The sequence below is a fragment of the Anaeromyxobacter oryzae genome, assembly GCF_023169945.1.
GTDB lineage: Bacteria > Myxococcota > Myxococcia > Myxococcales > Anaeromyxobacteraceae > Anaeromyxobacter > Anaeromyxobacter oryzae.
This window is the reverse complement of record NZ_AP025591.1, coordinates 5,858,391-5,885,338: the sequence shown is the minus strand read 5'-3', so window position 1 is coordinate 5,885,338 and position 26,948 is coordinate 5,858,391. Positions and strand designations below refer to the sequence as shown.

Sequence of the window (26,948 nt, the reverse complement as noted above, 5' to 3'; positions counted from 1 at the left end):
GCCGATCCACGCGGTCGACGTTTCCCCACCGCGGACCCGCCTCGGCCGTCCACCTTCTTCTCAGCCCGATCCCCGCCTCGACGACCGACCACCCGACGCCCGCGCGGTCACGGACGCCGACGCGCCCGGCTCGCGTGAGATCTGATGAATCATGAGGCCTGCGGCGGGGTCCGACCGCCCTGCGTTCCGCCGCTCAGCCGCGGCCCTTCAGCACCTGCGCGAGCGCCGCGCGGAGCGCGTCGAGGCGCAGCGGCTTCGAGAGGCACGGCGCCGCGCCGCCCTGGATGGCGCGGCGCGCCTCGTCGGTGAACGCGCCCGCCGTCATGAAGATCACGCGTCCGGCCAGCGCCGGGTCGAGGCGCACCGCCTCGCGCTGGAGATCGAGGCCCGTGAGGTCGGGCATGACGAGGTCCGAGAGCAGGACGTCGAACCGCTCGCCCTGCTCGAGCAGCCGGAGCGCCATCCGCGCCGACGCGACGGTCGTCACGTCGTGCTCGCCCGCGAGCGCCCGCGCGAGGTAGGTCCCCACGAGCCGCTCGTCGTCCACGACGAGGACGCGGCTCCGCGGCACCTGCACCGGTCCGGCGGGCGCCGCCGAAGCCGGGACGACGGCCCCGCGCGCGACGGGGAGCAGCACGCGGAAGGTGCTGCCGGCGCCGGCGTGGCTCCTCACCTCGATGGATCCGCCGAGCCCCTCGAGGATGCTCCGGCAGATGCTGAGCCCGAGCCCCGTGCCGACGGTGGCCGGCTTCGTCGTGAAGAACGGCTCGAAGATGCGGGAGAGGACGTTCGCGGGGATGCCCGCGCCGGTGTCGCTCACCTCGACGGCGACCCGGTCGCCCGGGAGGACCCGCGCCGAGAGCCGGATCACGTTCGACGTGACCGAGCCCTCCCGGATGGACTGCGCCGCGTTCACGAGCAGGTTCACGAACACCTGCCCGAGGCGGGCCGGGTTCCCGGCCACCGGCGGCAGCGGCGGCACGTCGCGCTCGAGCCGCGCGCGGTGGCGGATCTCGTTCCAGGCCATGCCCACGCAGGACCGGAGCACCGCCTCGAGATCCGCGGGGCCCTGCTCGTCGGCGCCGGGGCTCCGGGCGAACATCCGGAGATCCTCGAGGATGAGCCGCAGCCGCTCGGCGCCCTCGAGCCCCTCGCGCAGCGCGTCGCCGAGCTCCGGCGCCGTGCCGGGAGGGAGCTGCTCCGGGATCGCGCGCGCGAGGAACTCGAGGTTCCCGGTGACGTACGCGAGCGGCGTGTTCAGCTCGTGCGCCACCCCCGCCGCGAGCGTGCCCACGGAGATGAGCCGGTCGGCGAGCGCGAGGCGCGTCTGCACCTCGCGCCGCTCCGTGACGTCGCGGAGCACGGCGAGGGACAGGCCCGGGAGGATCCTCGGGACGAGATCCCACTCGACGACGCGCGTCCCGCTCGGCGTCGTGACCGGGACCTCGCGCTGGTGCCGCGGGCCGTTCCGGGCGGCGAGGTCGACGTCGGTGCGGACCACCTCCGCCGGCCGGCGGCCGCGGAGCGCCTCGAACGAGGCGCCGAGGATCCGCTCCGCCGCCGGGTTCACGTCCACGCAGCGACCCTCCTCGTCGACGATCGCCATGCCGTCGCGGGCGTGGTCGAACACCGCGCGCGCGAGGCGCTCGCGGCCGCGCAGCGCCTCCTGGGCGGCGCGGGCGTCGATGGACGTCGCGACGACGTTCGCCACCGTCTCGAGGAAGTGCAGCTCCTCCGGCGAGAAAGGCCGCGGCGTCCGCCCGGCGACGACGAGGACGCCGTGGGCGCGATCCTTCCCGCGCACCGGCACCGCCGCCGCGCAGGCCGCGCCGGCGGCGGCGAGGAGCGGGTCCGCGAGCCGGCCGTCGCGCGCGACGTCGAACGCGTGCTCCGGAGCGCCGCCCGCGCGCGCGAGGCCGGCGATCGTCATGACGACCGGGACCCGCTGTCCGCGCCAGCCCGGCGGAAGCCCCGCCTCGGCGCGGACCTCGAGCCCCCCCTCCCCCGGCTCGAGGTACGCGCCCGCGTGCAGCTCGAGGGCCGCCGGCGCCAGCGACGCGGCGGCCGCCACGAGGTCCGAGATCTGCGGCAGCCCCAGCGCGAGCTGCGAGAGCCGCGCGATCGCCGCGGCGCGCCGGAGCTCCGCGTCGAGGCGCTGCTCGCCGCCCGCGCGGCGCCCGGGGTCGCGCCGGGCCTCCGCGTCGCGCCAGCGCGCGATGATGAACCGCGGCGCCTCGCGCGGCCAGGCCCGGGCGCTGAACTCGACCCACTTCTCGCGGCCGTCGGCGCAGCGGATCCGGATCTCGATGGGGATGCCGTCGTCGAGCGGCGCGGAGCGCGCGCTCGCGAGCGCCGCGAGGTCCTCCTCCTTCACGAAGGACCAGGCGTTCTTCCCGACGACGTCCGCCGGCCGGTACCCCGCGAGCCGCTCGACGGCGTCGTTGATGGAGAGGATGTCGGCGGCCGGCGAGAGCACGCCGATGGTGTCGTCGCACATCGACGCGACTGCCGCGTGGAGTCCGTCGGCCAGCTCCGGGACGTGGCGCTGCAGATCCGGCGGCGCGCCTTCGCCCGCGCGCAGGCCCCCGGCGAGCTCTAGCTCCGAGATGCGGCGATACAGCGTCGCGAGCTCTCGGAGCAGCTCGGGAGTGGTCGTGAGGGCCATGTACGCTCCGGTGCGTGGACCCGGAATCCTACCGGGCCCCGACCACCGGTGTATGCCCCACGAAAGCAGGAGCGCGAGAGGTACGACCCCCGCCGACCCGGACGGTCCGTCCGGGATCGGCGATAGGCCGTGCGTCCGGGGCAGCGCTAGCGGCGGCGCCGGCGCGCCCGCTCGGCGGCGAGCTTCTTCCCGTTCCAGTCCTTGCCGTCGAGCGCGGCGACCAGGCCCTCGACCGCATCCGGCTTCACTTCCACGAAGCTGTGGGTGCGCCGGACCTCGACGCCCTCGAGCTCGACGCCGGGCGCGAGCGACCCGACCGCCTCGCGCACCTTCCCGGCGTCCACGCCGTCGGCCTCGCCGAGGGTCACGAACACCCGCCCGCGGCCCGGGCGCTCGGACGCCGCCTCCGCGGCGACCTCCACCGCGGCGCCGTTGCCGGCGGCCCCGGCCTCCGCGGCGGCGACCTCGACCGTCGGCGTCCGCTCGCCCCGAGGCTCCTCGGGACGACGCTCGTCGCGCCCCCGCCGGCGGCGGCCCTCTCCGTCGCGCCCGCGCTCCCCGCTCCGGGCACGCTCGCCGTCGCGCGCCTCGCCCTCGCGGGCCTCGCGCGGCGCCTCGCGATCGCGGCTCCGCCCCTCGCGCCCCTCGTCACGACCGCGGCCGCGCCGGCCGCGGCCTTGCTCCGGCTTCGCCTCGCGTTGCTCGATCTTCTCGCGGCGCTCGTGCTCCTCGCGCTTGTGCTCGGCCTTCTGCAGGTCCGTCATCTTCTCGATGCGGTGGTGCGTGAAGAAGTACTTGAGCGCGAAGGCGACGAGGTACTCGCCGTCCGGGCGGTTCCTCAGCTCCTGCGAGAGCGGGATGAACGCCTCGAAGATCGACGCGCTCATCGCCTCCTTCAGCTCGCCGACGTGGCGCTCGGTCCAGACCTTCCGCGCCTCCTCCGGCGTCGGGAGCGCCTTCTGCTCGAACGAGATCCCGAACTTCTTCTGGAGCGCGGTGAGCGTGTGGATCTCGGCGCCCGAGACGAGCGAGAGGCTCGTGCCCTTCTTGCCGATGCGGCCGGTGCGACCGACGCGGTGCAGGAACACCGCCGGGTCCTCGGGCAGGGAGTAGTTGATGACGTGGGACAGGTCGGAGATGTCGATGCCGCGCGCGGCGATGTCGGTCGCCACCATGAAGCGGACCTCGCCCCGCTTCACCTTCGCCATCACCCGCTCGCGCTCCTTCTGCGGCAGGTCCCCGTTCAGGAGCTCCGCGTCGAAGCCGTTCCGGTTCAGCACCGCGGTGACGAGCGAGGTGTCGCTCCGGGTGTTGCAGAACACGATCGCGGTCTCCGGCTCCTCGATCTCCAGCATGTAGAGGAGGTTCCGGGGCTTTGGGTACGCGTCGACCGTCGGGTACATCACGTTGTGGATGTTCTCGACGGTGTACTCGTCGCCGGAGAGCAGGATCGTCTCCGGATCGGTGAGGTATTTGTGGATGATCTGCTCGATGTCCGCGGGCACCGTCGCGGAGAAGAGCAGCTGCTGGCAGTCGTCGGGCAGGTGATCGAGGATGCGCGTCACCTCCTCGAAGAAGCCCATGTTCAGCATCTCGTCCGCCTCGTCGAGGCAGCAGGCCATCGCCGCGTCGAGGTTCAGCGTCCGCCGGCGGATGTGGTCGTAGATCCGGCCCGGCGTGCCGACGACGATCTCCGCGCCGGCCTCGAGCTTCGCGAGCTGCTCGCCCATCGACGCGCCGCCGTAGATCGCCACGACCGAGAGGTCGCGGTGCTTCGCGAGGGCGGCGAACTCCTCCGCCACCTGCAGCGCCAGCTCGCGCGTCGGGCACATCACCAGCGCCGAGGGCTTCCGCCGGCCCTCGGGGATGCGCTCGAGCAGCGGGATCGCGAAGGCGGCCGTCTTCCCGGTGCCCGTCTTCGACCGGACGATGACGTCCTTGCCGTCCCGGAGCGGCCGGTACGTGGCGGCCTGCACCGGCGTGGGCTTCTGGTACCCGCGCTCCGCGATCGCGCGGCGCACCCCTTCCGAAAGCCCGAGGTCGTCGAAGGAGGTCTCTGCGACGTAATCCGAGGGCGCCACCACGGGCGCCCCACCCATCTCGTTCTCCATGTGCTCCACTCTTGGTTCGAGCGGCGCATGGCGGCTTCGTCCTGGGACCGCGTGGGCTCCCGACCTTCCGGTCGGGGGGCCGCGCCGTTCCCCGAAACGCGCCATGCGCCGGCGTCTAGGCCGTTTCGCGCCTTGCGCGAGAGGCCGGACATCTATATCACAACGATTTGTCGCGGCCGCCACTTCCGCGCCCGCCGCGGACAGCGCGCCGCGCGCCTCGCGCGACGCCCCACGACCCCGATGCCGGACGATCCCCGCGACCGAGACGACACCGCCCCCCGGTCCAGGCCCGCCCTGCCCGCGCGCGGCTCGGACGCCGACGCGCCCGGCGCGGGCGGGCTCGTCCGCTACGACCCGCTCCGCGCGTACATGGCGGAGGTCGCCCGCCACCCCGTGCTCTCCCGGGAGGAGGAGCACGACCTCGCGGTCCGCTACCGCGAGAGCGGCGACGTCGACGCCGCCTACAAGCTCGTCGCCTCGAACCTTCGCCTCGTGGTGAAGATCGCGCACGAGTACCGCCGCACCGCGTTCCAGCTCCTGGACCTCGTCCAGGAGGGGAACATGGGGCTCATGCAGGCCGTGAAGAAGTACGACCCGTGGAAGGGCGTGAAGCTCTCCTCGTACGCGGCCTGGTGGATCCGCGCCTACATCATCCGGTTCCTCATGGAGAACTGGCGGATGGTGAAGCTCGGCACCACGCAGGCGCAGCGGAAGCTGTTCTTCAACCTCGCGAAGGAGCGCGAGAAGCTGCTCGCCCGGGGCATCGAGCCGACGCCGCGGCTCCTCGCGAAGAACCTCCAGGTCGAGGAGAAGGACGTCGAGGAGATGAGCGCGCGGATGGCGAGCGAGGACCTCTCGCTCGACGCGCCGCTCGGCGACGACGACGAGTCGCGGCAGACGCGGCTCGATCGCGTGGCGTCCGACGGCGCGCCCGCCGCCGACGCCGCGATCGCCGACGAGGAGCTGCGGCGCGTCTTCCGGGAGAAGCTGCAGAAGTTCGCGGGGACGATCACCGACGAGAAGGAGCGGTACATCTTCGAGCACCGGCTCCTCCCGCCGGACGGGACGCCGCCGCTCACGCTCCAGGAGATCGGGGACCGCTTCAAGCTCACCCGCGAGCGCGCCCGCCAGATCGAGGCGAAGCTCACCGGGCGCCTCCGCGAGTACCTCCGCGACGAGATCCCGGACTTCGAGCTCCTCGGACCGCCGGAGTCCTAGTCCGCGTCCGCGAGCCGCTCCGCCGGCGGCCGCGCCCTCGGGCCCGGTCCCGCCGGCCCGCGCGCGAGCTGGTACGCGGACCCTGCCACCGCGAGGACGAGGGCGACGCCCGCGAGCGCCGCCGGGTGCCTCGCGAGCTCCTCCGCGGGTGCGCGCGAGCCCGCCAGCGTCACCGCGCCGAGCACGGCCGCGAGGCCGCCGCCCAGCGTCGCGAGCGCCACCGCCACGGATCGCGCCGCGACGACCCCGAGGGCGGCGCCGACCAGGGCGCCCACGCCGGCGCCGGCGTGGGCGCTCCCGGCGACCGGGACGTGCACGCCCGCGAGGCCGCCGCAGAGCGCGCAGGCGAGCGCCGGGAACGCGGCGGGCCAGAGCCCGCTCGCCGCGCCGCCGAGGAGGGCGCCGACCGCGGCCGCCACCGTGGGCGACGCGTCGCCACCCCCGGCGAGCAGCGCCCGCACGGCGAGGCCCGCGAGCGCGCCGACCGCCGCTCCGCCGACGACCGCAGTGGGACGGCGGAGCCGATCGGCCGCCCCGAGCGCCGCGACGCCCGCGACGAGGAGCGCCGCCCCCGCGAGCGTCCCGAGGCCGCGCGCCTCGGCGGCGAGGCGCGTCACGACGGCCAGGGCCTGCGCGACGAGCGGCTCCATCACCGGCCGCCCAGCAAGGCCCAGAGCGTCACCGCGGCGGCGAGCGCCGCGGCGCCGGCCCCGACCACGACGGCTGCGGGCTCGGGCCGGAGCGACCGGAGCACCGCCTCTGCCTCCGCCCGCTCCTCCCGCGAGGCCCCCGCGTCCGCGAGGCGGCGGCGGCCCTCGGCGCGCGCGCCCCCGTGATCCCCGCTCTCCAGGAGCGCCCCGAGGGCATCCACCCGCCGGGCCCGCGACCCGTCGTCCGTCCGCGCCATGGCGGCGGACTGTAGCACGCGTCCAGCCGGCCGAACCCGGCCGGGTGGATCTCGCGGGCGCCGTTCGCCGATCCGTCCTAGACTGTGGGAACGCGCCAGAGGAATGCGCGTACCGCCGGGCGGTTCCCCCGAAGCCGATGATCCGTCGCCCCCGCCTCATCTCGCGCCGCGCCCTCCTCCGGGGCGCCGCGGCCGCGGCGCTCGCCGCGGCCCTGCCCCGCCGCGGCTCCGCGCTCCCCGCCCCCTCGCTCCTCGCCATCGGCCACGTCCAGCACGGCGGGAACTGGAACCCGCGCCCCTCCGCGATCCGTCGCCTCGGATGGGAGCTCGGCCGGCGCACCTCGATCGAGCCCGCGCCGGACTCGGTTCCGGTCCGGCTCGACCGCCCCGGCCTCCACCGGTGGCCGATGCTCTACCTCGCGGGCGCGGGCCCGTTCCCGGCGTTCTCCGAGCCCGAGCGCGCGGCGCTGCGGCGGCACCTCCAGTACGGCGGGTTCCTGCTCGTGGACGCAGCGGACGGCTCGGACGGCGACGGCTTCGACGCCTCCGCGCGGCGCGAGCTCGCGGCGGTGCTCCCGACGGCGCCGCTGCAGCCGGTGCCGCGCGAGCACGTGCTGAACAAGACGTTCTACCTCCTCGATCGCCAGGGCGGCCGCGTCCTCGTGAAGCCGTGGGTGGAGGCGCAGGCGCTCGACGGCCGGCTCGCGGTCGTCTACACGCAGAACGACCTCGGCGGCGCGTGGGCGCGCAGCGAGCTCGGCGAGTGGGAGTACCCCTGCACGCCCGGCGGCGAGGCGCAGCGGGAGACCGCGTTCCGCGTCGGCGTGAACCTCGCGATGTACGCGCTCTGCACCGACTACAAGGACGACGCGGTGCACCTGCCGTTCATCATGCGGCGGCGGAGCTAGCAGCCCTTGGATCCCGCGTACAACGCGTGGCGGCTCACCGCCCTCTCCCCGCTGCCGCCGTGGGCGCTCGCGCTCCTCGGCCTCGCGGCGCTCGCGGCGGTCGCGCTCGCCTGGCGCGGCCTCCACGGCGAGGCGCGGCCGCGGCGCCGCCTGGTGCTCGTCGCGCTCCGCGCCGCGTCCGCGGCGCTCGCCCTCTTCCTCCTCGTCGAGCCGGCGCTGGAGCTGCTGCAGACGGCGCGGGTCCGGAACCGCTTCGCGGTGCTCGTCGACGCGTCCCGGTCGATGGCGTTCCCGGTGGAGCCCGGCGGCCCGCCGCGCGCCTCCGCCGCGGGCGCCTTCCTCGCCGATCACCGCGCGGAGCTCGCGCGGCTGCAGGACCGGGTGGACGTCGAGTGGTACGCGTTCGGCGGCGACGTCGCCCCCGTCGACCCCGCCGCCGCCGCGCGGGGGCTTCCCCCCACGGGCGGCAAGACGGACCTGCTCGGCGCCCTGGACGCGGCCGCCGCGGGCGGCGGCGGCGCTTCCCGGAAGCTCGCGGGCGCGCTGATCCTCTCCGACGGCGCCGACAACGCGGCGCTCGCCGGCGGCCTCGACGGCGCGTCGCGCGCGAAGCTCCGGGCGCTCGGGTTCCCGGTCAACACGGTCGCGGTCGGCCGCGGCGCGCCGCGCGACCTCGCCATCGAGCGGCTCGCGGTCGACGACTTTGCGTTCGTCCGGAACACCGTCACGGTGGAGGCGACGCTCCGCGCCCGCGGCTTCTCCGACGAGGACGTGGAGCTCGTCCTGCGCCGCGAGGGCAGCGTGGTCGCGCAGGCGCACGTGAAGCTCCAGCGCGGCAAGGACCGGTACACCGTCCCGCTCACCTTCGCGCCGGACCAGACCGGCACGTTCGTGTTCACGGTGGCGGCGCCCGTCTTCCCGGGCGAGGCCGTCGTGGAGAACAACCAGCGGTCCTTCGTGCTGCGCGTCATCCGCGACCGCGTCCGCGTCCTCCTGGTCGCCGGGCGCCCGAGCTGGGACGTCCGGTTCCTGCGCGGGCTGCTGAAGCAGGATCCGAACGTCGATCTGGTGAGCTTCTTCATCCTGCGCTCGAACGCGGATCAGCCGGGCCCGCAGGAGGAGCTGTCGCTCATCCCGTTCCCGGTCTCGGAGATCTTCGGCGAGCAGCTCAAGACGTTCGACGCGGTGCTGTTCGTGAACTTCGCGTACGGGCCGTACCGCGGCCTCGAGATCGACCGCTTCCTGCCGAACGTCCGCGAGTACGTCCTGAACGGCGGCGCCCTCGCGATGATCGGCGGCGAGCAGAGCTTCGGGGACGGCCACTACGGCGAGACGCCGCTCGCGGACGTGCTCCCGGTCGCGCCGCTCGACGGGACCACCGAGGCGGAGACGGAGGTCCATCCCCGGCTCACCGCCGAGGGGAAGCGCCACCCGGTGACCGCCCTCGCGCCCGGCGAGGGCCAGAACGACGCGGTGTGGGCGGCGCTCCCGCCCGTCACCGCCGTGAACCTCACGCGGGCGCTCGCGCCGGGCGCCGGCGCGACGGTGCTCCTCGACGCGCCCGGGGTCGAGGTGGAGGGCCGGCCCGCGCCGCTCGTCGCCGTCCGCGAGGTGGCTCACGGCCGGACCCTCGCCGTGACGACGGACGCCACGTGGCGCTGGGGGTTCGTCGCGGCGGAGTCCGGCCAGGGCAACCGCGCGTACCTCCGCTTCTGGAATGGCGCGCTGCGCTGGCTCGTGCGCGACCCGGCGCTCGCGCCGCTCCAGGTGGAGCCGGACGCGCCGGCGGCGGAGCCCGGCGCTCCCGTCGGGCTGACCGTCTCCGCGCGCAATCCGGACTGGGGCCCCGCCGAGGGCAAGAAGGTCTCGGCCGAGCTGGTCTCGGACGACGGCCGGTCGGTGGCCCGCGGCGAGGCCGTCGCGGGCGCCGACGGGACGGCGCGGATCGAGCTCGTCCCGCCGGGGCCGGGCGCCTACAAGGTCGTCGCGCACGGCGACGGAGGGGCGGAGACGGCGACCGCGGCGGTGGCGGTCCGCGGCGCCGGACCGGAGGACGCGGACGTCGCGCCCCGCCCCGAGCTCATGTCCGCCATCGCCGAGGCGACGGGCGGCCGCGCCTCGGCGCTCCCGGGCGGCGATCTCCCCGACCTCGCGCTGCAGGAGGCGGACGTCGTCGAGATCGGCCGCCGGAAGGCGGTGCCGATCTGGGATCGCTGGTGGACGCTCGCCGCCCTGGCGGGGGCGCTCGCAGCCGAGTGGGTCCTGCGCCGGCGCTGGGGGTACTGGTAGGCCGGCCCCTCACCTCGCAAAGCTTTCTCGCGGGGGGCTCCGGGACGCAGGCCTTTCGTGCCTGGATCGCGAGCACGCTCCTCGGCATGCGCCGCATCGGCGGTCGAACTGGTCGATCTGCACGGGAGGCGCTCGGCCGAGCGTACGGCACGCGGGGTGCACTCTCGGGAAGCGTCGCCGCTTCACGGGCGTCGCGGTACACGGACCGCGACGCTGCCTCACCGCCGGCCCGCCGACCCTCGGCGTGGCCGGCGCGTTTTTTTTCGCAGGTCGGGGCGGATTCCCTTGCTCGTCGCCCGCCGATCGCGGAATACCGCCCGGTGGGAAAGGCGCGTCGCCGTCCCCAAACTGTCAGGCCTGCGGAGGGCCTCATGAAGATCGCGAAGGGCAACGTCGTCGGCATCGACTACTCGCTCCACCTCGGGGACGGCCAGGTGGTCGACGCGTCGGAGCCGGGAGATCCGCTCACCTACCTGCACGGCGAGGGGCAGATCGTGCCCGGGCTCGAGTCCGCGCTGGAGGGGCTCGACGTCGGCGAGAAGAAGCAGGTCGTCGTCCAGCCGGCAGAGGGCTACGGCGAGCACGATCCCCGGGGCGTGCAGCAGGTCCCGCGCGGCGCGTTCCCGCCCGGGTTCGACCCGCAGGTCGGGATGGAGCTCACGGCGGAGGGTCCCAACGGCGATCCCGTGCCGTTCTCCATCCGCGACGTGAAGCCCGACTCGGTGACCATCGACCTGAACCACCCGCTCGCCGGGAAGACGCTCCACTTCGACATCACCGTCCGCGAGGTCCGGGTGGCGACGGACGAGGAGAAGGAGCACGGGCACGCCCATGGCCCGCACGGGCATGGGCACGAGCACGGCTAGCGTCGGGCGTGCCGCCCCGCCCCGCGGGCAGCGCCCGCGGGGTGCCCAGACTGCCGACTCCCCGTAGCGCCTCCGCGGCGCCTCCTCATGGGGTCGGCGTCACGTCGTAGGTCCAGGTCTCGCCGGGGTGGAGCGTGAAGCGCTCCCCCACCTTCGCCTCCCCGCGCCGCGCCTCGACGCGGTGGACGCCTTCCCAGAGCTCCACGCGTACGTTCCCGCTGCCCGCGCGGCGGCCGTCCACGATCACCTCCGTGTCCGGCGGCGCGGTCACCGACAGCACGCCGCGCCCGAGGGCGAAGCGTACCGGCGTCGCCGGGCCTCGAGCGGTGACGCGGCGCTTCGTATCGACCCCCTGGGCTGCGTCGCGGAGGCGGACCTCGTGGTCACCGGCGGCGACCGGCACCGTGATCGGCGGGCGGCCGACGCGCTTGCCGTCCACGAAGACGTCGACCGCCGGCTCCGCCGAGATCGCGAGCGAGGGCGGGTCGGCGCGGCGTGGCGGAGCGGGCGAAGGCGCCGCGGGCTGTCTGGCGGGGGCCGCAGGCGAAGGCTGCGCCGGAGCCGCAGGCTGTGGCGCCGGCGCCGGCGCCGGCGGCCGGTCGGGCGCGGCGGCGCGCTCGGCCGGAGCGGCCTCGAGCCCAACCGGCGCGGATGCGTCGGGCGGCTGCGGCGCGCGCCCGAGGGTGGCGAGCGCCGGCAGGTGCCGGGAGAGGACGACCCCGGCGCCGAACCCGAGCGCCGCGGCGAGCAGGCCGACCAGCAGCGGCAGGCGCGAGCGCGGAGCGGCCGCGGCGGGGACGGGGAACGTGATCGCGGCGTCAGCCCCGCTCCCCATCGGAGCCGCCTTCGTGCCCGTACCCGTGCCCGGGAACGTGCCCGGCCTCTCCGTGCCCGTGCCCGTGCCCGTGCCCGTGACCCGCGTCCCGTGGCCCGTGGCCGCTGGCCCGCTTCCCGTGCCCGCCACGAGGGCGGTCGGGTTCAGGCTCGGGTTCGTCGCGGTCGGATTCGGCCGGGGGATCGGCGTGGCCTTCGGGCCAGGGTCCGCGGACCCGGGGCCAGGTGACGCGGGCACGGGAGTCGGGCTCGCGTTCGGGTCCGGGGAGGACGTGGTCGCCACCGCCCACGGCGGAGCGGTCTCCTCCTCCACGATCAGCTCGTCCGCATCCGACGCGCGCGCCGCCTCGTCCCCTGCGGTCAGCTCCGCCCTCGCCTCGGCCAGCCGGCGCGCGAGCGCCATCCGGCCGGCGCCGTCGGACGGGAGGATCGCCTCGAGGTACGCGGCGACGTGCTCGTGCGGCGCGAGCGGCAGCGCACCGCCGATCGCCTCCCCGAACGCGGCCGCGCTCTTCGCGCCCGCGTCGACGGGCACCGCGCCGAGCGCCGCGTCCACCACCGCGGCGAGCGCGCCCGGGACGCCGGGGCCGTCGAGCGGGCGCGGCGGCTCGGCGGACGGCTCGCCGGAGAGGCACAGGTGGAGGATCGCGGCGAGCGCGCGGACGTCCGCGGCTGGCCCGCCGGCGCCCGCGCCGGCCGCCGCCCCGGACACGCGGGTCACGCCGTCGGAACCGATCGAGAGCCACGCCGGCGAGAGCGCGCCGTGGGTGAGCGGGTGGCCGTCCCCCGCGTCCACCGCGTGCAGGGCGGCGACGCCGGCGGCCGCGTCGGCGACGACGCGGGCCGCGACGTCCGGCGGGAGCCGCCCGCCCGCCTCGAGCAGCGCCTCGAGGGTGACGCCGTCGGGAGCCTCCGACGCGAGCGCGAGGGCGTCGCCGACCGTCTCGAGGCCGAGCGACGGAACGAGGTTCGGGTGGCGCACGCGCGCCGCCGCCTCCGCGTCGCGTGCGAGCGCGGCGAGCCGGGCGGGATCGTCCGCGAGCTCGGCGGGCGCGAGCGCCAGGATCACGGGGTGCGGCGCGCCGCCGGCGCGGTCGAGGTGGAGCGCGCGGCGCCACGCGCCCGCGGGCGGCAGGTGTGCGACGAGGTGGTGGCGTCCGGTCGGGGGCACGGCGGCATCGTAACATCGCCGGCGACGTCCCTTCACGCGCGGCGGAAGGATCGCGCGTCCTCGAGATCGCGCGGGTGGCGGGCCCGCACCCTCCCGGCTACCATGCGCGCGTGCCGCGCTACCGGGCCGTCGTCACCGACCTCGACAACACCCTGTACCCGTGGGTGGACTTCATCGTCCCGGCGCTCGAGGCGATGGTCGACTCGCTCGTCGCCACGACCGCCCTCCCGCGGGTGCGGATCGTCCAGTCGCTGAAGGCGGTCTACTCCAAGTACGAGTCGAACGAGTACCCGTTCGCGATCCAGGAGTCGGAGATCTTCCGGCCCTACGAGGCGGACTTCGACTCCTTCAACGCCCTCGTCCTCGAGCCGGCGCGCCACGCGTTCGCCACCGCGCGCGACCGGTACCTCCAGCCCTACCCGCTCGTGCGCGAGACCCTCGACCGCATCCGCGGGCGCGGCCTCCGCGTGGTCGGCCTCACCGACGCGCCGCGGAACGCCGCGGAGCTGCGCCTCAAGCACCTGAAGCTCGACGGCCACTTCGACGCCCTGTACACGCTTCCCCGCTTCCCGCTGCCCGAGAACGTCGCGGCCGAGATCCGGCGGAAGGAGGAGGCCGGGCACTACCGGTCTCGCACGCCGGTGTTCGAGCTCCCGCGCGAGGCGGAGAAGCCCGACGCCTCGGGGCTCCGGAAGATCCTCGCCGACCTCGGCCTCGACGGGCGCGAGGTGCTTTACGTGGGCGACAACGTGAAGAAGGACATGCCGGTGGCGGAGGCGTGCGGCGCGCTCGGGGTCTGGGCCGAGTACGGCACGTACGTCTCGAAGGAGTACCGCGACCGGCTCGCGGTGATCTCGGCGAAGAAGGTCACCCAGCGGCACGTCGCCGACGAGTCCCAGGCGCGCTGGCCGCTCGCGATCTCCAGCTTCGCGCAGGTCCTCGACATCCTCGACGGAGCGACCTGGTCCGCGCCGCGGGCCGCCGCGCGCCGCGGGAAGGGAGCCCGATGAAGATCGTGGCCCGTTACGACGACCTCGCCGGCCGCCGCGCCCTCGTCACCGGCGGCTCCTCGGGGATCGGCCTCGGGGTCGCCGAGGCCCTGCTGGACCAGGGCGCGAAGGTCGCGATCCACTACCGGTCGAACCGGGCCGCCGCCGAGGCGCTCGCGGCGCGCCACCCCGGGCGCGCGTTCCCGGTCGGCGCCGACCTCGGGACGGAGCAGGGCTGCGTCCGGTGCGTCGCGGATGCGAGCCAGGCGCTCTGCGGCCTCGATCAGCTCGTCCACTCCGCGGCGATCTGGAACGAGGGCCCCATCGGCGCCATCACCGGACCGCAGCTCGAGGAGATCTTCCGGGTCAACACCTTCAGCGCGTTCTACCTGGTCCGCGAGGCGCTGCCGCACCTCGGCCGCGGCGGGCGGGGGAACGTGATCTTCATCGGCTCGACCGCCGGGCAGCGCGGCGAGGCGCGCCACGGCCACTACGCGGCGACGAAGGGGGCGCTGCAGTCCCTCGCGATGAGCCTCGCCGTCGAGCTCGCCCCGTCGACCCGGGTGAACGTGGTGTCGCCGGGCTGGGTCCGGACGCCGATGGCCGAGCCGGAGCTGCGCACGGTCGGCGCCGCGATCGCGGGCGCGCTCCCGAACCGGCGCGTGGGCGAGGTCGAGGACGTGGTGCACGCCGTCCTGTACCTCGCGAGCGAGGCGTCGGGGCACCTCGTCGGCGAGGACCTGTGCGTCTCGGGCGGCGCGCTCCTCGTCGTGCCGCGCGGCCAGATCGTAGCGCGGGAGGGCTGACGGCGCGGCCTTCCGTGGCGGCGCGGGGCGCGCTCCGATAGAACCCGGCCATGCGCTTCCGCCACCACGTGTTCGTGTGCGAGAACCACCGCGATCCGGGCGATCCCCGCGGCGCGTGCGGCAACAAGGGCAGCGAGGCGATCCGGAAGGCGCTCAAGGACGAGCTCGCGCGGCGCGGGCTGAAGAGGCAGGTCCGGGCCAACGCGGCGGGCTGCCTCGACGCCTGCGCCTTCGGGCCGTCCATCGTCGTCTACCCGGAGGGCGTGTGGTACGGCGGCGTCACGCCGGCGGACGTGCCGGAGATCGTCGAGGAGCACCTCGTCGGCGGCCGGCCGGTGGAGCGGCTTCGGATGCGGAAGCTCGAGGGCGGCGAGTGAGGCGCCCTGCGACGCGCCTCAGTTCATGAGCGAGCCGCGCCCGCCGCGGAGCCCGACGAGGATCTCGCGGACGTCGTCCGCGTCGTTCGCGCCCGGCGCCGACCTGAGGTACGCGTCCAGATCGCGCGCCGCCGCGGCGGCGCCGCCGAGGCGCGCCGCAGCCAGGCCGCGGTCGCGGAGCGCCTCGAGCTGCCCCGGGGCGAGGAGCAGGATCCGGTCCAGCACCCAGAACGTCCGCACGTCGTCCTTCCGCTCCTGGTAGATGCGCCGGAGGTTGTGGAGCATGCGGGCCAGGATCTGCCGCGTCGACACCGCCGCGAGGTAGCGCGCGTCGAGGTCCTTGCCGCCGCTGCGGGCCTTGTAGCGGGCCATGCACTCGTCCGCCGAGAGCATCTCGCCGCCGTGGTACGCGTCGAGGAACACCTCCGCGCCGGACGCCGAGACGTACTTCGCGAGGAAGTGGCCGGGGAACCCGACCCCCGCGAGCTTGAGCCCCGCGCGCCGGGCGACCTCCATGTAGACGGCCGAGAGGCTGATCGGGATCCCGAGGTGGCGGTCGAGGACGTCGTTCAGGAACGAGTTCCGCGGATCGGAGTAGTCCTCCTCGTTGCCGCGCAGCCCCTCCTCGTCGTGCAGCACCTCGCGGAGCGCGCGGAGGGTCGACGCGGCCCGGGCACCCTGCCCCGCCGCGCGCCCGACGCGCTTCCCGAGCACGTCCAGGCGCGCGAGGTACGCACCCGCGTCCAGGTCCGGGTACTCCTCCTGCGCGATGGCGAGCGCAGCCTCGTCGAGCGGCACCGGATCGAGGCCGATGAGCGCCGCGAAGCGCGCGCGGGCCGCGCTCTCGAGGTCCTCGCTCATCGTGGCCTCCGCGCCGCGAGGTCCTCGAAGAAGGCGCGCTCCCCCGCGGCGAGCTCGCGGGCCCGGGCGGCGACCTCCGCCGGCACGCCGGCGCCGGGCGAGTCTCCCGCCTCGCGCAGCCCGGCCGCGAGCCGCGCCCAGTCCGCGGCCAGGGCCTCCATGCGCGCCGCGAACCCGAGCGGCGCCAGGCCCGGCAGCACCGCCTCCGCCTCCCGGAGGAACCGGCCGTAGAGGGCGCGGAAGATCCCGCCGCCCGTGCCGCGCAGCTCGATCACCTGGTACGCGAACCGGAAGCACCAGCGCCGGTCGGCCTCGTCGTTCGCGCGGAGGTGCCACTCCGGCAGCTCCGCCGCGAAGCGCTCGAGCGCGGAGATCCCCGCCGCGCCATCGGGATCGAGGAGCATCTCCGTCGCCTGGCGCCGGAGCGCCTCCGGGATCGCCTCTGCGAGCGGCCGCGCGGGGCCGCGGGGCGCGATCTCCAGCCAGGGCCGGCCCTCTACCCCGAACGGCGGGGCGATCGACGCCCGCGCGCGGTCGAGCGCGTCGAGCGCGACCTCCTCGAGGCCGGGCCGGTCGGTGTCGGCGACGAGGGCGATGCCGCGGTCGAGGTCGTAGCCGGCGAGGACCACGCGGTGGCCGCCGAAGCGGGTGCGCGTCTTCCAGTACGGCAGCTCGGCGAGATCGGTCGACAGCACCGGCGCGACGCCGCGAGCCAGCGCTGCCCGCACGCCGTCCCAGGCGGCGTGCGCATCCTCGGCCGAGCGCTCCGCGCACGGGACGCCGAGCGCCTCGCAGGCGGCCACCTCGAGACGCGCCGAGCGGCCGATCACGAGGTGGCTCGGCGAGAGCGCCGGCGCGGCCAGGTAGTAGAAGCCGAGGCCGGCGCCGAGCCCGAACGCCATCGCCTCCGAGACCTCCACGCCGCCCGCGCGGAGCGCGTCGGCGAGCGCCGTCGAGCCGCAGTGCACGCCCGGGCGGTGCTCGAACGGGAGCCGGATCACCGCTGGAGTATAGCGGCGGCCAGCGCCTCCGTCGTCGCACGCCTGGAGGCCGTGGCGCACCCGCCCGAACCGTCGCCCCTGGCAGGCGACGGGGCGTTCCCGACGCTCGCGCAGATCTCGCCGCGAACCCTCTTGACGACGCCCCGGCCCTTCTTTAGATTCGCCGCCCTGCCATTCCCCAGTAGCTCAGTTGGCAGAGCAGGTGACTGTTAATCACCGGGTCGCATGTTCGAGTCATGCCTGGGGAGCCAGTTCCGACGGGCCTCTCGCGATGAGCGGGAGGCCCGTCGTCTTTTCCGGGCCCCCGCTTCCGGAGACGCGCTCGCCGCGCCGCCGGATCACGGGACGGGCGGGCGGCGGCCGGCGTGCCTACGACTACGCGGCAGGCGGGCATGGTGAGCGCCCGTCGTCGCCATGGCCACGCTGCGAGAGAAGACCGCGCTCGTCGTCGGCGCCGGCAGCCTCGGCGGCCCGGTGGCGCTCGCGCTCGCCGCGGCGGGGGTCGGCCGGCTCGTCCTCGTGGACTCCGCCCTCGTGGAGCTGCCGGACCTCGCGGCCCAGCCGCTCCTCCGCGACGCGGACGTGGGCCAGCCGCGGGCGGCGGCCGCCGTCCGGCGCCTGGCGCGCCTCTTCCCGGGCCTCGAGCTCGACGCGCGCGCGGACCTCGACGCGCGCAGCGCCGTCCGGGTCGCGAGATCCGCGGACGTGGTGGTGGACGCGTCGAGCCGCTTCGACACCATGTTCCTCGTGAACGACGCCGCGGTCGCGGCCGGGAGGCCGCTCGCGCACGCCGGGCTGCTGCAGCTGACCGCGCAGCTCCTCACGGTCGTGCCCGGCGTGACCGGCTGCCTGCGGTGCCTCTTCGAGGGTCCGCCCCCGGGCGCGGCGTCCTCCGGCGCGGCGCCCGGGGTCCTCGGGCCCATGGCCGGCTTCGCCGGGAGCCTGCTCGGCGCCGAGGCCGTCCGCCTGCTCGAGGGCGGTCCGGGCACCTACAGGGGCCGCCTCCTCGTCCACGAGGCGCGCTCGGGCCGGTCGCGGTGCGTGCCGGTCCGGCGCCGCGCGGGCTGCGCGGCGTGCGGCGGGATCCTTCCCGGCGCGGGAGGCGCGCCGTGAGCCTCACGGACGCGGAGGCCGCGCGCTTCGCGCGTCAGCTGCTCCTGCCCGGCCTCGGCGAGGCGGGGCAGCAGCGGATCCGCGACGCGCGGATCCACGTCGTCGGCGCCGGCGCCACTGGCGGGCCGGCGCTCCTCCACCTCGCGCGGGCAGGCGTCGGCACGATCTACGTGGACGACGGCGCCGACGTCGCGAGCGGCGACGCGGCGGCGTGGCTGTACGCGCCCGACGACGCGGGACGGCCGCGCATGTTCACCGCCATCGCCGCGCTGCGCGACGCGAGCCCGCTCGTCGAGGTCCGGGCGCACGCGACGGGCGCCGACGTGACCGCGACGCTCGTCTGCGCGCCGAGCGAGGCGGTGGCGCGCACCGCCGCGGAGCGGGCGCGCCTCGCGGGCCTGCCGCACGTGGTCGTCCTCGGGGACGGCGACGGCGGCGAGGTGGTCTCGATCCCGTCCGGAGCGCCGTGCCTGGGCTGCGCGTCTCGTCCGGGGGCGCGGGTTCCACCGCGCGCAGGCACGGCGGCGGCGCTCGGGACGCTCGGCGCGCTCGAGCTGCTGCTCCTCGTGGGTCGCCTCGGGCCCGGCGCCGCGACGGGGCGCCGGATCACGCTGGTGGACGGCTGGCCCGCCGTCCAGCCCACGGCGCGCACCCCGGGATGCGACTGCCACAACGTGTACTGACGGCGAGCCGCTCGGCCCGGGATCACCTCCGGTACGTGAACGGGACGCGCGAGAGCGCGTACGTTCCGTCGTCGTTGGTCACGGAGATCACCACCGGGCCGGCGCTTCCCGCGGGCGCGACGACCGTCACCGCGTCGTCCTCGGCCCGGACGATGCGCGCCGCGGTGGCGCCGAACATCACCTGGGAGGCGCGGAGGTTCCGTCCGCGGATCGTGACGCGGGCGCCGCCCGCAGCCGGCGCGCCCCGCGGCCAGACGTCGTCCACGACCGGCGCCGCGCGCCCGTCGGCTCGCGGGTCCGGCCTCCAGGGCGCGGGGGGCGGAACGACGGTCTGCTGCGTCGGCTCGTTCAGGCCCGCGTTGAACTCGAGGTCGCGCACGAGGCGCCCGAGCTCGGTCGCGAGCCGCTCGGCGGCGGCGCGCTCCTCCTCGGTCCGGAACGCGTCGGCGCCGTCCAGCGCGACGGTCGTGGCCGCGGCCGGCGCGCGCCCGCCCGCGAGCATCTCGTCGCCGCCGGGCAGCCCTGCCGCGTCGCCCGTCCAACGCTCCGGTTGCCCCGTCGCGACCGGGTCGAGCTTGGCGGCGCCCGGACCGGCTGGCTCGTCGCGCCGCTGCTCGTGGGCCGGACGTCCGGCGACGCCGCTCCGGGGCCGCTCCCGCGAGCGCGGGTCGAGCTCGAGCCGGTCCGCGACCGCGATCGCGGCCCCGACGCCGAGCGCCACCGCCGCGAGGAGCACGACGGCGGTGGTCGCTGCGCGGGGCTCGGCGGACGCGTGCTGCTCCATGAGGCCCTCGGCCGATCGGCCAGGGCGAATCTAGCGACGCCGTCTCGCGAGGCAACCCCGCGCGCCGTCCCTGCGCGTGTCCGGTCACCGCGGGACTGCCGGCGTTTCCGCTGCGTCAAATTGGGCTTGCGCCCCAACGATGCGTCCGTCTTCGCGTGAACCTCCGAGACGCGGAACGCCTGCGTCTTCGCGTCGTTGGAGAGAAACGACCTCGCTCCGGTGACACGGCGTCAAGGGGCTACGGCGATCCGTCGCGGGGGGTCAACTCCAGTGGGCGCGACATGCAACCGAGTTTCGCAACGGAGCGAGTCGAACCGCCGGCGCATGGGGCTGCCGGATCACGAAGATTCCGACCCTCGGGTCGTGGGGCAACCAGATGAAGACCAGTGACGAGGAAGTGGAGCGCACGCAGCAGCCAGGATTGACGCGGCGGGACCTGCTCAAGATCACCGCCGCCTCCGGAGCGGCCACCGCGGTCGCGGCCGTCGCCGGGCCGGCCCTCGCGGACGGGGGGACCACGAGCGGCGGCACCTGCACCGGCCTCACCGCGATCGAGGCGTTCCCGACGAGCCCGCTCATCCTGCAGCCGTTCACGGACCCGCTGCCGGTCCCGTTGGCGGCGCGGCCGATCGATCCGGCCACGCTCGCCACCTGGTCCAACAAGCCGAGCGGCGCTCCGGGCGCGCAGGACTGCGACGGGTGCAGCCACCAGCTCTGGCCCGGCATGGCCGGCACCGTCTGCGAGTCCATGCCGCAGCCGCTCGTCTACCAGAACAGGCTCCAGGTGGCGGCCCACAGCTTCTCGTCGTCGCCGGTCCGGACGCTGGTCCCGTACAAGGACGTGAACGGGAACACGGTGCCCGCCGGCACGGTGATCCCGAAGCTGCCGGACAGCACCATCTACGGCTTCAACGGCAGGTTCCCGGGCCCGATGATCAACGCCGAGTACGGCAAGCCGTGCCTCGTGCGCTTCGAGAACCACCTCGACGAGAACCCGCAGAACCTCGACCGCGGCGACTTCGGCGCGCCCGACTGGGCGTTCCTCACGCACCTGCACAACGCGCACACGGCGTGCGAGAGCGACGGGAACCCGCACCACAAGCCGCAGGCCTACGGGCCCGGCGGCTGGGTCGACAACCTCTACCTGAACTACCCGGCGGGCGGCGACGAGGCCGAGAAGCAGTCGTTCTTCTGGTACCACGACCACCGCATGGACCACACGGGGGCCAACGTCTACAAGGGCATGGTCGGCCTGTATCCGATCTACGACCCCGTCCTCGATCCCGGCGACGAGCGCAGGGGCCTGCGCCTCCCCGGCGTCCGCACCGACAACGGCGACGGCTCGTTCGACGTCGCCTACGACGTCCCCCTCGTCTTCTACGACTGCCGTCTCGACGACGGCGCGACGCCGCACCAGGACTTCCACAACGGCTGCGGCGAGGTCCACCCCGAGAACTGGGGCAAGACCTTCTTCCGGCACTTCCCGAACCACGGCTTCGTCGGCGACGTCTTCACGGTGAACGGGACGGCCTACCCGGTGCTCGAGGTGAAGCGGCGCCGGTACCGCTTCCGCCTGCTCACCGCCGCGGTGTCGCGGCAGTTCGAGCTCCAGTTCATGACCTCGGCCGGCGGCCCGAAGTCCGCGGTGTCGCTCGGCTACGGCGGCGACGAGCTCGAAGGGCAGTGGCGGATCCAGGACGGGAAGCAGTGCCTCAAGTTCGTCGAGATCGCCTCCGGCGGCGGGCTCCTGCCGAACGCCATCGTCCGCGACTCGATCGAGAACTGGCCCGCGATGCGCCACGAGATCGTGGTCGACTTCACGAGGTACCTCGACGGCACCCCGACGAAGAAGGGCGACGTCATCTACCTGACCGACATCTGCAAGATGCCGGACGGCCGCCAGGCGTCCAACAACTCCCGCATCGGCCTCGACCCGAAGTACAAGATCCCGCTCCTCAAGATCGTGATCGGCGACGACGCGCCGGACGACAGCGTGATGCCGACCGCCGGGACGCCGCTGCGCGCCCAGCCGGCGCTGCCCGACCTCTCGACGCTCCCGACCCGCACGTTCGAGCTGCAGCGGGGCGGCTTCGGCGGCGAGATCCAGTGGCTCATCAACGGGCACCCGTTCGACGCGACGGTCCCGCTCGCCACGGTGAAGCAGGGCCAGCCCGAGATCTGGGTCATCAAGAACGGCGGCGGCGGCTGGACCCACCCGATGCACCTCCACATGGAGGAGCACCACGTCGTGTCGCGCAACGGCAAGCCGCCGACCTCGATCCCCGGACACCAGGACGACACCGGGAAGGACGACGTCATCGCGCTCGATCCGAGCGAGACCGTGGTCGTCGTCCGGAACTTCCGGACGTTCACCGGGAGGTACGTGGCCCACTGCCACAACCTCGCTCACGAGGACCACGCGATGATGTTCGGCTGGATCCTCTCGAAGTGAAGTGACGTCCGGCGCGCGCCCCGGTCCGGTTCACCGGGGCGCCGGGCGCCTCGCTCCTGAAGCTCGTCACCTTCACCATGGGTGATCCACGATGAACAAGGCCAGCACCCTCGCCCTCTCCTCCATCCTCGTCGCCGGCGGCTTCCTCGCCGGACGGAGCCTCCCGGGCTCCGCGGCCGCGACCGCGCCGGGCGCGCGGAAGGTCCTCTACTGGGTCGATCCCATGCACCCGGCCTACCGGTCCGACCGGCCGGGGACCGCGCCGGACTGCGGGATGCAGCTCGAGCCCGTGTTCGCCGACGGTGGCCCTGCCCCCGGAGCGGCCGCCGCGCTGCGGCCGGCGGGCACCGTCACGATGGGCGCGGAGCTGCGCCAGCTCCAGGGCGTGCGCGTCGGGACCGTGGAGCGGGCGCCCGGCGCCCAGGGGCTGCGGCTCCTCGGGCGCGTCGTCCCGGACGAGACCCGCGTCTACACCGTCAACGCCGCGATGGAGGGCAGCCTCCGCGCGCTCTCGGGCGTGACGACCGGCAGCTTCGTCCGGAAGGACGAGTGGCTCGGCAGCTTCTTCTCGGCTGACATCCGGACGCCGCTGCAGGCCTACATCACCGCCCTCGACGTCCAGGACCAGGACCCGCTGGCGCGCGCGAGGAACGGCGTGTCGGTCGCGGCGGGAACGAGCGCGAGCCGGAGCGCCCAGTTCTCGGTCGAGCGGCTGCGCGGGATGGGCATGTCGTCCCGGCAGATCGAGGAGCTCCGCCGAACGCGCGACATCCCGCTCACGATCGACATCCGCTCTCCCGCCGACGGCCTCGTCCTCGCCCGCAACGCCTCGCCCGGCCAGAAGTTCGAGAAGGGCGCGGAGTGGTTCCGCATCGCGAACCTGGAGCGGGTCTGGATCGTCGCGGACCTGCTCGAGCGCGACGCCGCGCTGGTGAAGCCCGGGGCGAAGGCGCGGGTCGCCTTTCCCGGCGAGCCGGCTTCGCTCACGGGCACGGTGAGCGCGGTGCCGCCCTGGTTCGATCCGGCGTCGCGGACGCTGAAGCTTCGGCTCGAGGTCGAGAACCGCGGCGCCGCGCTCCGGCCCGACATGTTCGTGGACGTGGAGCTCGCGGGCGAGCGGCCCGCCGCGACGACGGTCCCGGTGGACGCGCTGGTCGACGCCGGCCTGCGGAAGACGGTGTTCGTCGAGCGCGGCGAGGGCACGTACGAGCCTCGCCGGGTGGAGACCGGGTGGCGGTCCGGGGACCGCGTCGAGATCGTGCGGGGCCTCGACCCCGGCGAGCGCATCGTCGTCTCCGGGACGTTCCTCGTCGACTCGGAGAGCCAGCTCCGGTCCGCCGCGGCCGGCGTGCACGGCGCGGCGGCGACGGATCCGGTGTGCGGGATGGAGGTGGACGAGGCGCGGGCCCGCGCGGCCGGGAACGTCGTCGAGCACGACGGGAAGCGCTGGTCCTTCTGCTCCGAGACGTGCCGGACCCGGTTCCAGGCGACCCCCGAGCGCTGGGCCACGGGCGGCGCCGGCGCGGAGCCCGGCCGCGACGCCGTCACCGCCCGGAGCGTTCGCGAGGGCGGGCGATGATCGATCGCGTCATCGAGCTGTCGGTGAGGAATCGGTTCCTCGTGTTCGCCCTCGTCGCGGCGGGCTGCGTCGCGGGGTGGTGGTCGATGCAGCGCGTCCCGCTGGACGCGATCCCCGACCTCGGCGACACGCAGGTGATCATCTACTCGAGGTGGGATCGCAGCCCCGACCAGGTCGAGGATCAGGTCACCTATCCGATCGTCTCGGCGATGCTCGGCGCGCCGAAGGTGAAGGCGGTCCGCGGCTACTCGGACTTCGGGTACTCGTACGTCTACGCGATCTTCGAGGACGGGACCGACGTCTACTGGGCGCGCGCGCGGACCCTCGAGTACCTCTCCTCGGTCCTCGCCACGCTCCCGCAGGGCGTGAAGACCGAGCTCGGCCCGGACGCCACGGCGCTCGGCTGGGTCTTCCAGTACGTGCTCGAGGACTCGAGCGGGAAGCACGACCTCGCCGAGCTGCGGTCGCTCCAGGACTGGTACCTGCGCTTCCACCTGAAGTCGGTGCCGGGCGTGGCCGAGGTCGCGCCGCTCGGCGGCTTCGCGAAGCAGTACCAGGTGAACCTCGACCCGAACCGCCTCCGCGCGTACGGCATCCCCATCGCGCGCGTGGTCGACGCCGTGCGCGGCGGGAACGGGGACGCGGGCGGCCGGCTGCTCGAGATCGCCGGAGCCGAGTACATGATCCGGGGGCGCGGGTACGCGCGATCGGTGCGCGACCTCGAGGACATCGCCCTCTCCACGAGCGAGCACGGCACGCCCGTCCGCGTCCGGGACGTCGGCCAGGTCGTCGTCGGCCCCGAGCTCCGCCGCGGCGTCGCCGACCTGGACGGCGCCGGCGACGCGGTGTCCGGGATCGTCGTCATGCGACAGGGCGAGAACGCGCTCGAGGTGATCGATCGCGTGAAGGCGAAGCTCGCCCAGATCGCGCCGGGTCTGCCGGCGGGCGTGAAGGTCGTCCCGATCTACGACCGCTCCGACCTCATCCACCGCGCCATCGCGAACCTCCGGTCCACGCTCGTCGAGGTGCTCGTCACCGTCGCGCTCGTGATCCTGCTCTTCCTGTGGCACGTGCCGAGCGCCGTCATCCCGCTCGTCACGATCCCGGTCGCCGTCCTCCTCTCCTTCGTCCCCTTCCGGGCGATGGGCGTCACCGCGAACATCATGTCCCTCGGCGGCATCGCCATCGCGGTCGGCGCGCTGGTGGACGCCGCGATCGTCGTCGTGGAGCAGACCCACAAGAAGCTCGAGGAGTGGGAGCGCGGCGGACGGAAGGGCGACGCCCGCGACGTCGTCGTGTCCGCCGTGAAGCAGGTGGGCTCGACGAGCTTCTTCGCGCTCCTGGTGATCGCGGTCTCGTTCCTGCCGGTCCTGGCGCTCGAGGCGCAGGAGGGGCGGCTCTTCAAGCCGCTCGCCTACACGAAGAACCTCTCGATGGTGGTGGCCGCGGTCCTCGCGATCACCCTCGACCCGGCGCTGCGCGTCTCCCTCACCCGCCTCCGCGCGCTCGACTTCCGCCCCCGCTGGCTGTCCCGCGCCGCGAGCGCCGTGCTGGTCGGCCGGATCCACCCCGAGGAGAAGCACCCCGTGAGCCGCGCGCTCATGCGCGTGTATGAGCCCGTCGTCGCCTGGTCGCTCCGGCGGCGGTGGCTCGTGCTCGGCGGCGCGCTCGCCCTCGTGGTGGCGACGGTCCCCGTCTACCTGCGACTCGGCTCGGAGTTCATGCCGCCCCTCGACGAGGGCGCCCTGCTCTACATGCCGACCACGATGCCCGGCATCTCCATCGCCGAGGCGCAGCGCCTCCTGCAGGTGACCGACGGCGTCCTGAAGCGGTTCCCCGAGGTGGACCGCGTGCTCGGCAAGGCCGGCCGCGCCGAGACGTCGACGGACCCTGCGCCCCTCTCGATGCTCGAGACGATCGTCACGCTGAAGCCGGTGGACCGGTGGCGCCGGGTGGACACCTGGTACTCGCGCTGGGCGCCGGCGTGGGCCCTGCCCCTGCTCCGCCGCATCACGCCCGACCACCTCTCGTCCGAGGCGCTCGTCGGGGAGCTGGACGCGGCGCTCCGGCTCGCCGGCGTCTCGAACGCGTGGACCATGCCGATCAAGGGCCGCATCGAGATGCTGAGCACCGGCATGCGGACGCCGGTGGGGCTCAAGATCTCGGGGGCGGACCTGGACCGCATCGAGGAGCTCGGCACGCGGGTCGAGGCCCTCCTCCCCGTGGTCCGAGGGACGCGGAGCGTCTTCGCCGAGCGCGCCGCGCGCGGCTACTTCCTCGACGTCGAATGGAACCGCGACGCCCTCGCGCGGCAAGGGGTCGGCCTCGAGGAGGCGCAGCAGGTCCTCCAGGCCGCGATCGGCGGCGAGGACGTCGCCACGGTGTTCGAGGGGCGCGCGCGACACCCCGTGAACGTGCGCTACCTGCGCGACTTCCGCAGCGACCTCGACGCCCTCGGCCGGGTGCTGGTGCCGGTCGCGGGCGGCCAGCGCCACGTCGCGCTGGCGCAGCTCGCGACGCTCCGCACGGCGACCGGGCCATCGATGATCCGCGACGAGGACGGGCTGCTGACGGGCTACGTCTACGTGGACCTCGCCGGGCGCGATCCGGCGAGCTACGTCGAGGAGGCGAGCGCGCTGCTCCGGGACAAGCTCCCGGTCCCGCCCGGCTACGCCCTCGCCTGGAGCGGCCAGTGGGAGGCGCAGCAGCGCGTCGCGGAGCGGCTCCGCACCGTCGTCCCGCTCACGCTGCTCCTCATCCTCCTGCTCCTGTGGCTCAACACGCGCTCGCTCGCGAAGACCCTGATCGTCGCGCTCGCGGTGCCCTTCTCCGCCGTCGGCGCCGTCTGGTTCGTCCACCTGCTCGGCTACGACATGAGCGTCGCCGTCTGGGTCGGGCTCATCGCGCTGCTCGGCCTCGACGCGGAGACCGGCGTGTTCATGCTCCTGTACCTCGACCTCGCCTACGCTCAGGCGCGGAAGGAGGGGCGCCTGCGCAGCCTCGCGGAGCTCGACCAGGCCGTCATGGCGGGCGCGGCGAAGCGCCTCCGCCCGAAGTTCATGACGTTCTCGACCGCGTTCCTCGGGCTCGCGCCCATCATGTGGTCCACCGGCGCCGGCTCCGACGTGATGAAGCGCATCGCGGCGCCGATGGTGGGCGGGCTCCTGACGTCGTTCGTCCTGGAGTTGGTCGTCTACCCGGTGATCTACCGGACGTGGAAGTGGCACGGGGAGCTCGCGCCCGCCCTGCGGGCCGGCGGTGGGGCCGTCGTGCTCGACCTGCCTCGCGCGACCGTCGAGCCCGCGCCGCCGGGGGCCTCGTCGTCCGCGTAGCC

General features: G+C 74.9%; 20 protein-coding genes and 1 tRNA gene. 13 read left to right on the top strand and 8 right to left on the bottom strand.

The window, feature by feature from the left end:
• Positions 1 to 193: 193 nt before the first annotated feature.
• Positions 194 to 2,665, bottom strand: a complete 2,472-nt coding sequence (locus tag AMOR_RS25745) for a PAS domain S-box protein (RefSeq protein WP_248355441.1) — start codon at positions 2,663 to 2,665, stop codon at positions 194 to 196.
• A gap of 146 nt (positions 2,666 to 2,811) precedes the next feature.
• Positions 2,812 to 4,776 carry a DEAD/DEAH box helicase gene (locus AMOR_RS25740; RefSeq protein WP_248355439.1) on the bottom strand — a complete coding sequence of 655 codons (1,965 nt, stop codon included), beginning with the start codon at positions 4,774 to 4,776 and terminating at the stop codon, positions 2,812 to 2,814.
• Between the two features lie 240 nt (positions 4,777 to 5,016).
• Between AMOR_RS25740 and AMOR_RS25735 the strand changes: the two genes are divergently transcribed.
• Positions 5,017 to 5,994, top strand: a complete 978-nt coding sequence (locus AMOR_RS25735) for a sigma-70 family RNA polymerase sigma factor (RefSeq protein WP_248355437.1) — start codon at positions 5,017 to 5,019, stop codon at positions 5,992 to 5,994.
• On the opposite strand, the gene AMOR_RS25730 is transcribed toward AMOR_RS25735, so the two are convergent.
• Together AMOR_RS25730 and AMOR_RS25725 are read right to left on the bottom strand one after the other, a co-directional pair.
• Positions 5,991 to 6,644: a hypothetical protein gene (locus tag AMOR_RS25730; RefSeq protein WP_248355436.1), complete on the bottom strand. Its 654-nt coding sequence runs from the start codon at positions 6,642 to 6,644 to the stop codon at positions 5,991 to 5,993. The genes AMOR_RS25735 and AMOR_RS25730 overlap by 4 nt on opposite strands.
• Complete coding sequence (locus tag AMOR_RS25725; RefSeq protein ID WP_248355434.1) at positions 6,644 to 6,901, bottom strand: hypothetical protein; 258 nt, start codon at positions 6,899 to 6,901, stop codon at positions 6,644 to 6,646. Before AMOR_RS25725 ends, AMOR_RS25730 begins: the two co-directional genes overlap by 1 nt.
• Positions 6,902 to 7,038: 137 nt before the next feature.
• Between AMOR_RS25725 and AMOR_RS25720 the strand changes: the two genes are divergently transcribed.
• From AMOR_RS25720 to AMOR_RS25710, 3 genes are all read left to right on the top strand, one after another.
• Positions 7,039 to 7,809, top strand: coding sequence for a DUF4159 domain-containing protein (locus tag AMOR_RS25720; RefSeq protein WP_248355433.1), 771 nt, complete (start codon positions 7,039 to 7,041; stop codon positions 7,807 to 7,809).
• Positions 7,810 to 7,815: 6 nt separating this feature from the next.
• Positions 7,816 to 10,098, top strand: a complete 2,283-nt coding sequence (locus AMOR_RS25715; RefSeq protein ID WP_248355432.1) for a glutamine amidotransferase — start codon at positions 7,816 to 7,818, stop codon at positions 10,096 to 10,098.
• 371 nt (positions 10,099 to 10,469) lie between these two features.
• A complete protein-coding gene (locus AMOR_RS25710; protein ID WP_248355430.1) occupies positions 10,470 to 10,964 on the top strand; it encodes an FKBP-type peptidyl-prolyl cis-trans isomerase in 495 nt (164 codons plus the stop codon).
• A gap of 85 nt (positions 10,965 to 11,049) precedes the next feature.
• Here the strand turns inward: AMOR_RS25710 and AMOR_RS25705 are convergent, their stop codons facing one another.
• Positions 11,050 to 12,969, bottom strand: coding sequence for a PEGA domain-containing protein (locus tag AMOR_RS25705; protein WP_248355428.1), 1,920 nt, complete (start codon positions 12,967 to 12,969; stop codon positions 11,050 to 11,052).
• A gap of 110 nt (positions 12,970 to 13,079) precedes the next feature.
• Here AMOR_RS25705 and AMOR_RS25700 point away from each other — a divergent pair, with 110 nt between their 5' ends.
• Genes AMOR_RS25700 through AMOR_RS25690 form a run of 3 tightly spaced genes read left to right on the top strand, consistent with a single transcriptional unit; the run spans position 13,080 to position 15,141 of the window.
• The gene (locus AMOR_RS25700) at positions 13,080 to 13,979 is read left to right on the top strand and encodes an HAD family hydrolase (protein WP_248355426.1); all 900 of its coding nucleotides are present in this window, start codon (positions 13,080 to 13,082) and stop codon (positions 13,977 to 13,979) included.
• The gene (locus tag AMOR_RS25695) at positions 13,976 to 14,764 is read left to right on the top strand and encodes an SDR family NAD(P)-dependent oxidoreductase (RefSeq protein WP_248355424.1); all 789 of its coding nucleotides are present in this window, start codon (positions 13,976 to 13,978) and stop codon (positions 14,762 to 14,764) included. The genes AMOR_RS25700 and AMOR_RS25695 overlap by 4 nt, the downstream gene beginning before the upstream one ends.
• A gap of 50 nt (positions 14,765 to 14,814) precedes the next feature.
• Complete coding sequence (locus AMOR_RS25690) at positions 14,815 to 15,141, top strand: (2Fe-2S) ferredoxin domain-containing protein (RefSeq protein ID WP_248355422.1); 327 nt, start codon at positions 14,815 to 14,817, stop codon at positions 15,139 to 15,141.
• An 18-nt stretch (positions 15,142 to 15,159) separates the two neighbouring features.
• Here the strand turns inward: AMOR_RS25690 and AMOR_RS25685 are convergent, their stop codons facing one another.
• Together AMOR_RS25685 and AMOR_RS25680 are read right to left on the bottom strand one after the other, a co-directional pair.
• The gene (locus tag AMOR_RS25685) at positions 15,160 to 16,002 is read right to left on the bottom strand and encodes a SirB1 family protein (protein ID WP_248355420.1); all 843 of its coding nucleotides are present in this window, start codon (positions 16,000 to 16,002) and stop codon (positions 15,160 to 15,162) included.
• Positions 15,999 to 17,003, bottom strand: coding sequence for a BtrH N-terminal domain-containing protein (locus AMOR_RS25680; RefSeq protein WP_248355418.1), 1,005 nt, complete (start codon positions 17,001 to 17,003; stop codon positions 15,999 to 16,001). Before AMOR_RS25680 ends, AMOR_RS25685 begins: the two co-directional genes overlap by 4 nt.
• A 175-nt stretch (positions 17,004 to 17,178) precedes the next feature.
• On the opposite strand from AMOR_RS25680, the gene AMOR_RS25675 reads away from it, so the two are divergent.
• From AMOR_RS25675 to AMOR_RS25665, 3 genes are all read left to right on the top strand, one after another.
• Positions 17,179 to 17,254 (top strand) — tRNA-Asn (locus tag AMOR_RS25675).
• A 163-nt stretch (positions 17,255 to 17,417) separates the two neighbouring features.
• Positions 17,418 to 18,116 carry a HesA/MoeB/ThiF family protein gene (locus tag AMOR_RS25670; RefSeq protein WP_248355416.1) on the top strand — a complete coding sequence of 233 codons (699 nt, stop codon included), beginning with the start codon at positions 17,418 to 17,420 and terminating at the stop codon, positions 18,114 to 18,116.
• Positions 18,113 to 18,799, top strand: coding sequence for a HesA/MoeB/ThiF family protein (locus AMOR_RS25665; RefSeq protein ID WP_248355415.1), 687 nt, complete (start codon positions 18,113 to 18,115; stop codon positions 18,797 to 18,799). The genes AMOR_RS25670 and AMOR_RS25665 overlap by 4 nt, the downstream gene beginning before the upstream one ends.
• Positions 18,800 to 18,821: 22 nt before the next feature.
• Here AMOR_RS25665 and AMOR_RS25660 read toward each other — a convergent pair whose 3' ends face one another.
• The gene (locus tag AMOR_RS25660) at positions 18,822 to 19,583 is read right to left on the bottom strand and encodes an IPT/TIG domain-containing protein (protein ID WP_248355413.1); all 762 of its coding nucleotides are present in this window, start codon (positions 19,581 to 19,583) and stop codon (positions 18,822 to 18,824) included.
• 376 nt (positions 19,584 to 19,959) lie between these two features.
• Here AMOR_RS25660 and AMOR_RS25655 point away from each other — a divergent pair, with 376 nt between their 5' ends.
• The 3 genes from AMOR_RS25655 (at position 19,960) to AMOR_RS25645 (ending at position 26,946) form a co-directional block, all read left to right on the top strand.
• Entirely contained in the window at positions 19,960 to 22,035 is a 2,076-nt protein-coding gene (locus AMOR_RS25655) for a multicopper oxidase family protein (protein WP_248355412.1), read from the top strand.
• A 91-nt stretch (positions 22,036 to 22,126) separates the two neighbouring features.
• Positions 22,127 to 23,614, top strand: a complete 1,488-nt coding sequence (locus AMOR_RS25650; RefSeq protein ID WP_248355410.1) for an efflux RND transporter periplasmic adaptor subunit — start codon at positions 22,127 to 22,129, stop codon at positions 23,612 to 23,614.
• A complete protein-coding gene (locus tag AMOR_RS25645) occupies positions 23,611 to 26,946 on the top strand; it encodes an efflux RND transporter permease subunit (protein ID WP_248355408.1) in 3,336 nt (1,111 codons plus the stop codon). The genes AMOR_RS25650 and AMOR_RS25645 overlap by 4 nt, the downstream gene beginning before the upstream one ends.
• The last annotated feature ends 2 nt before the right edge of the window (positions 26,947 to 26,948 follow it).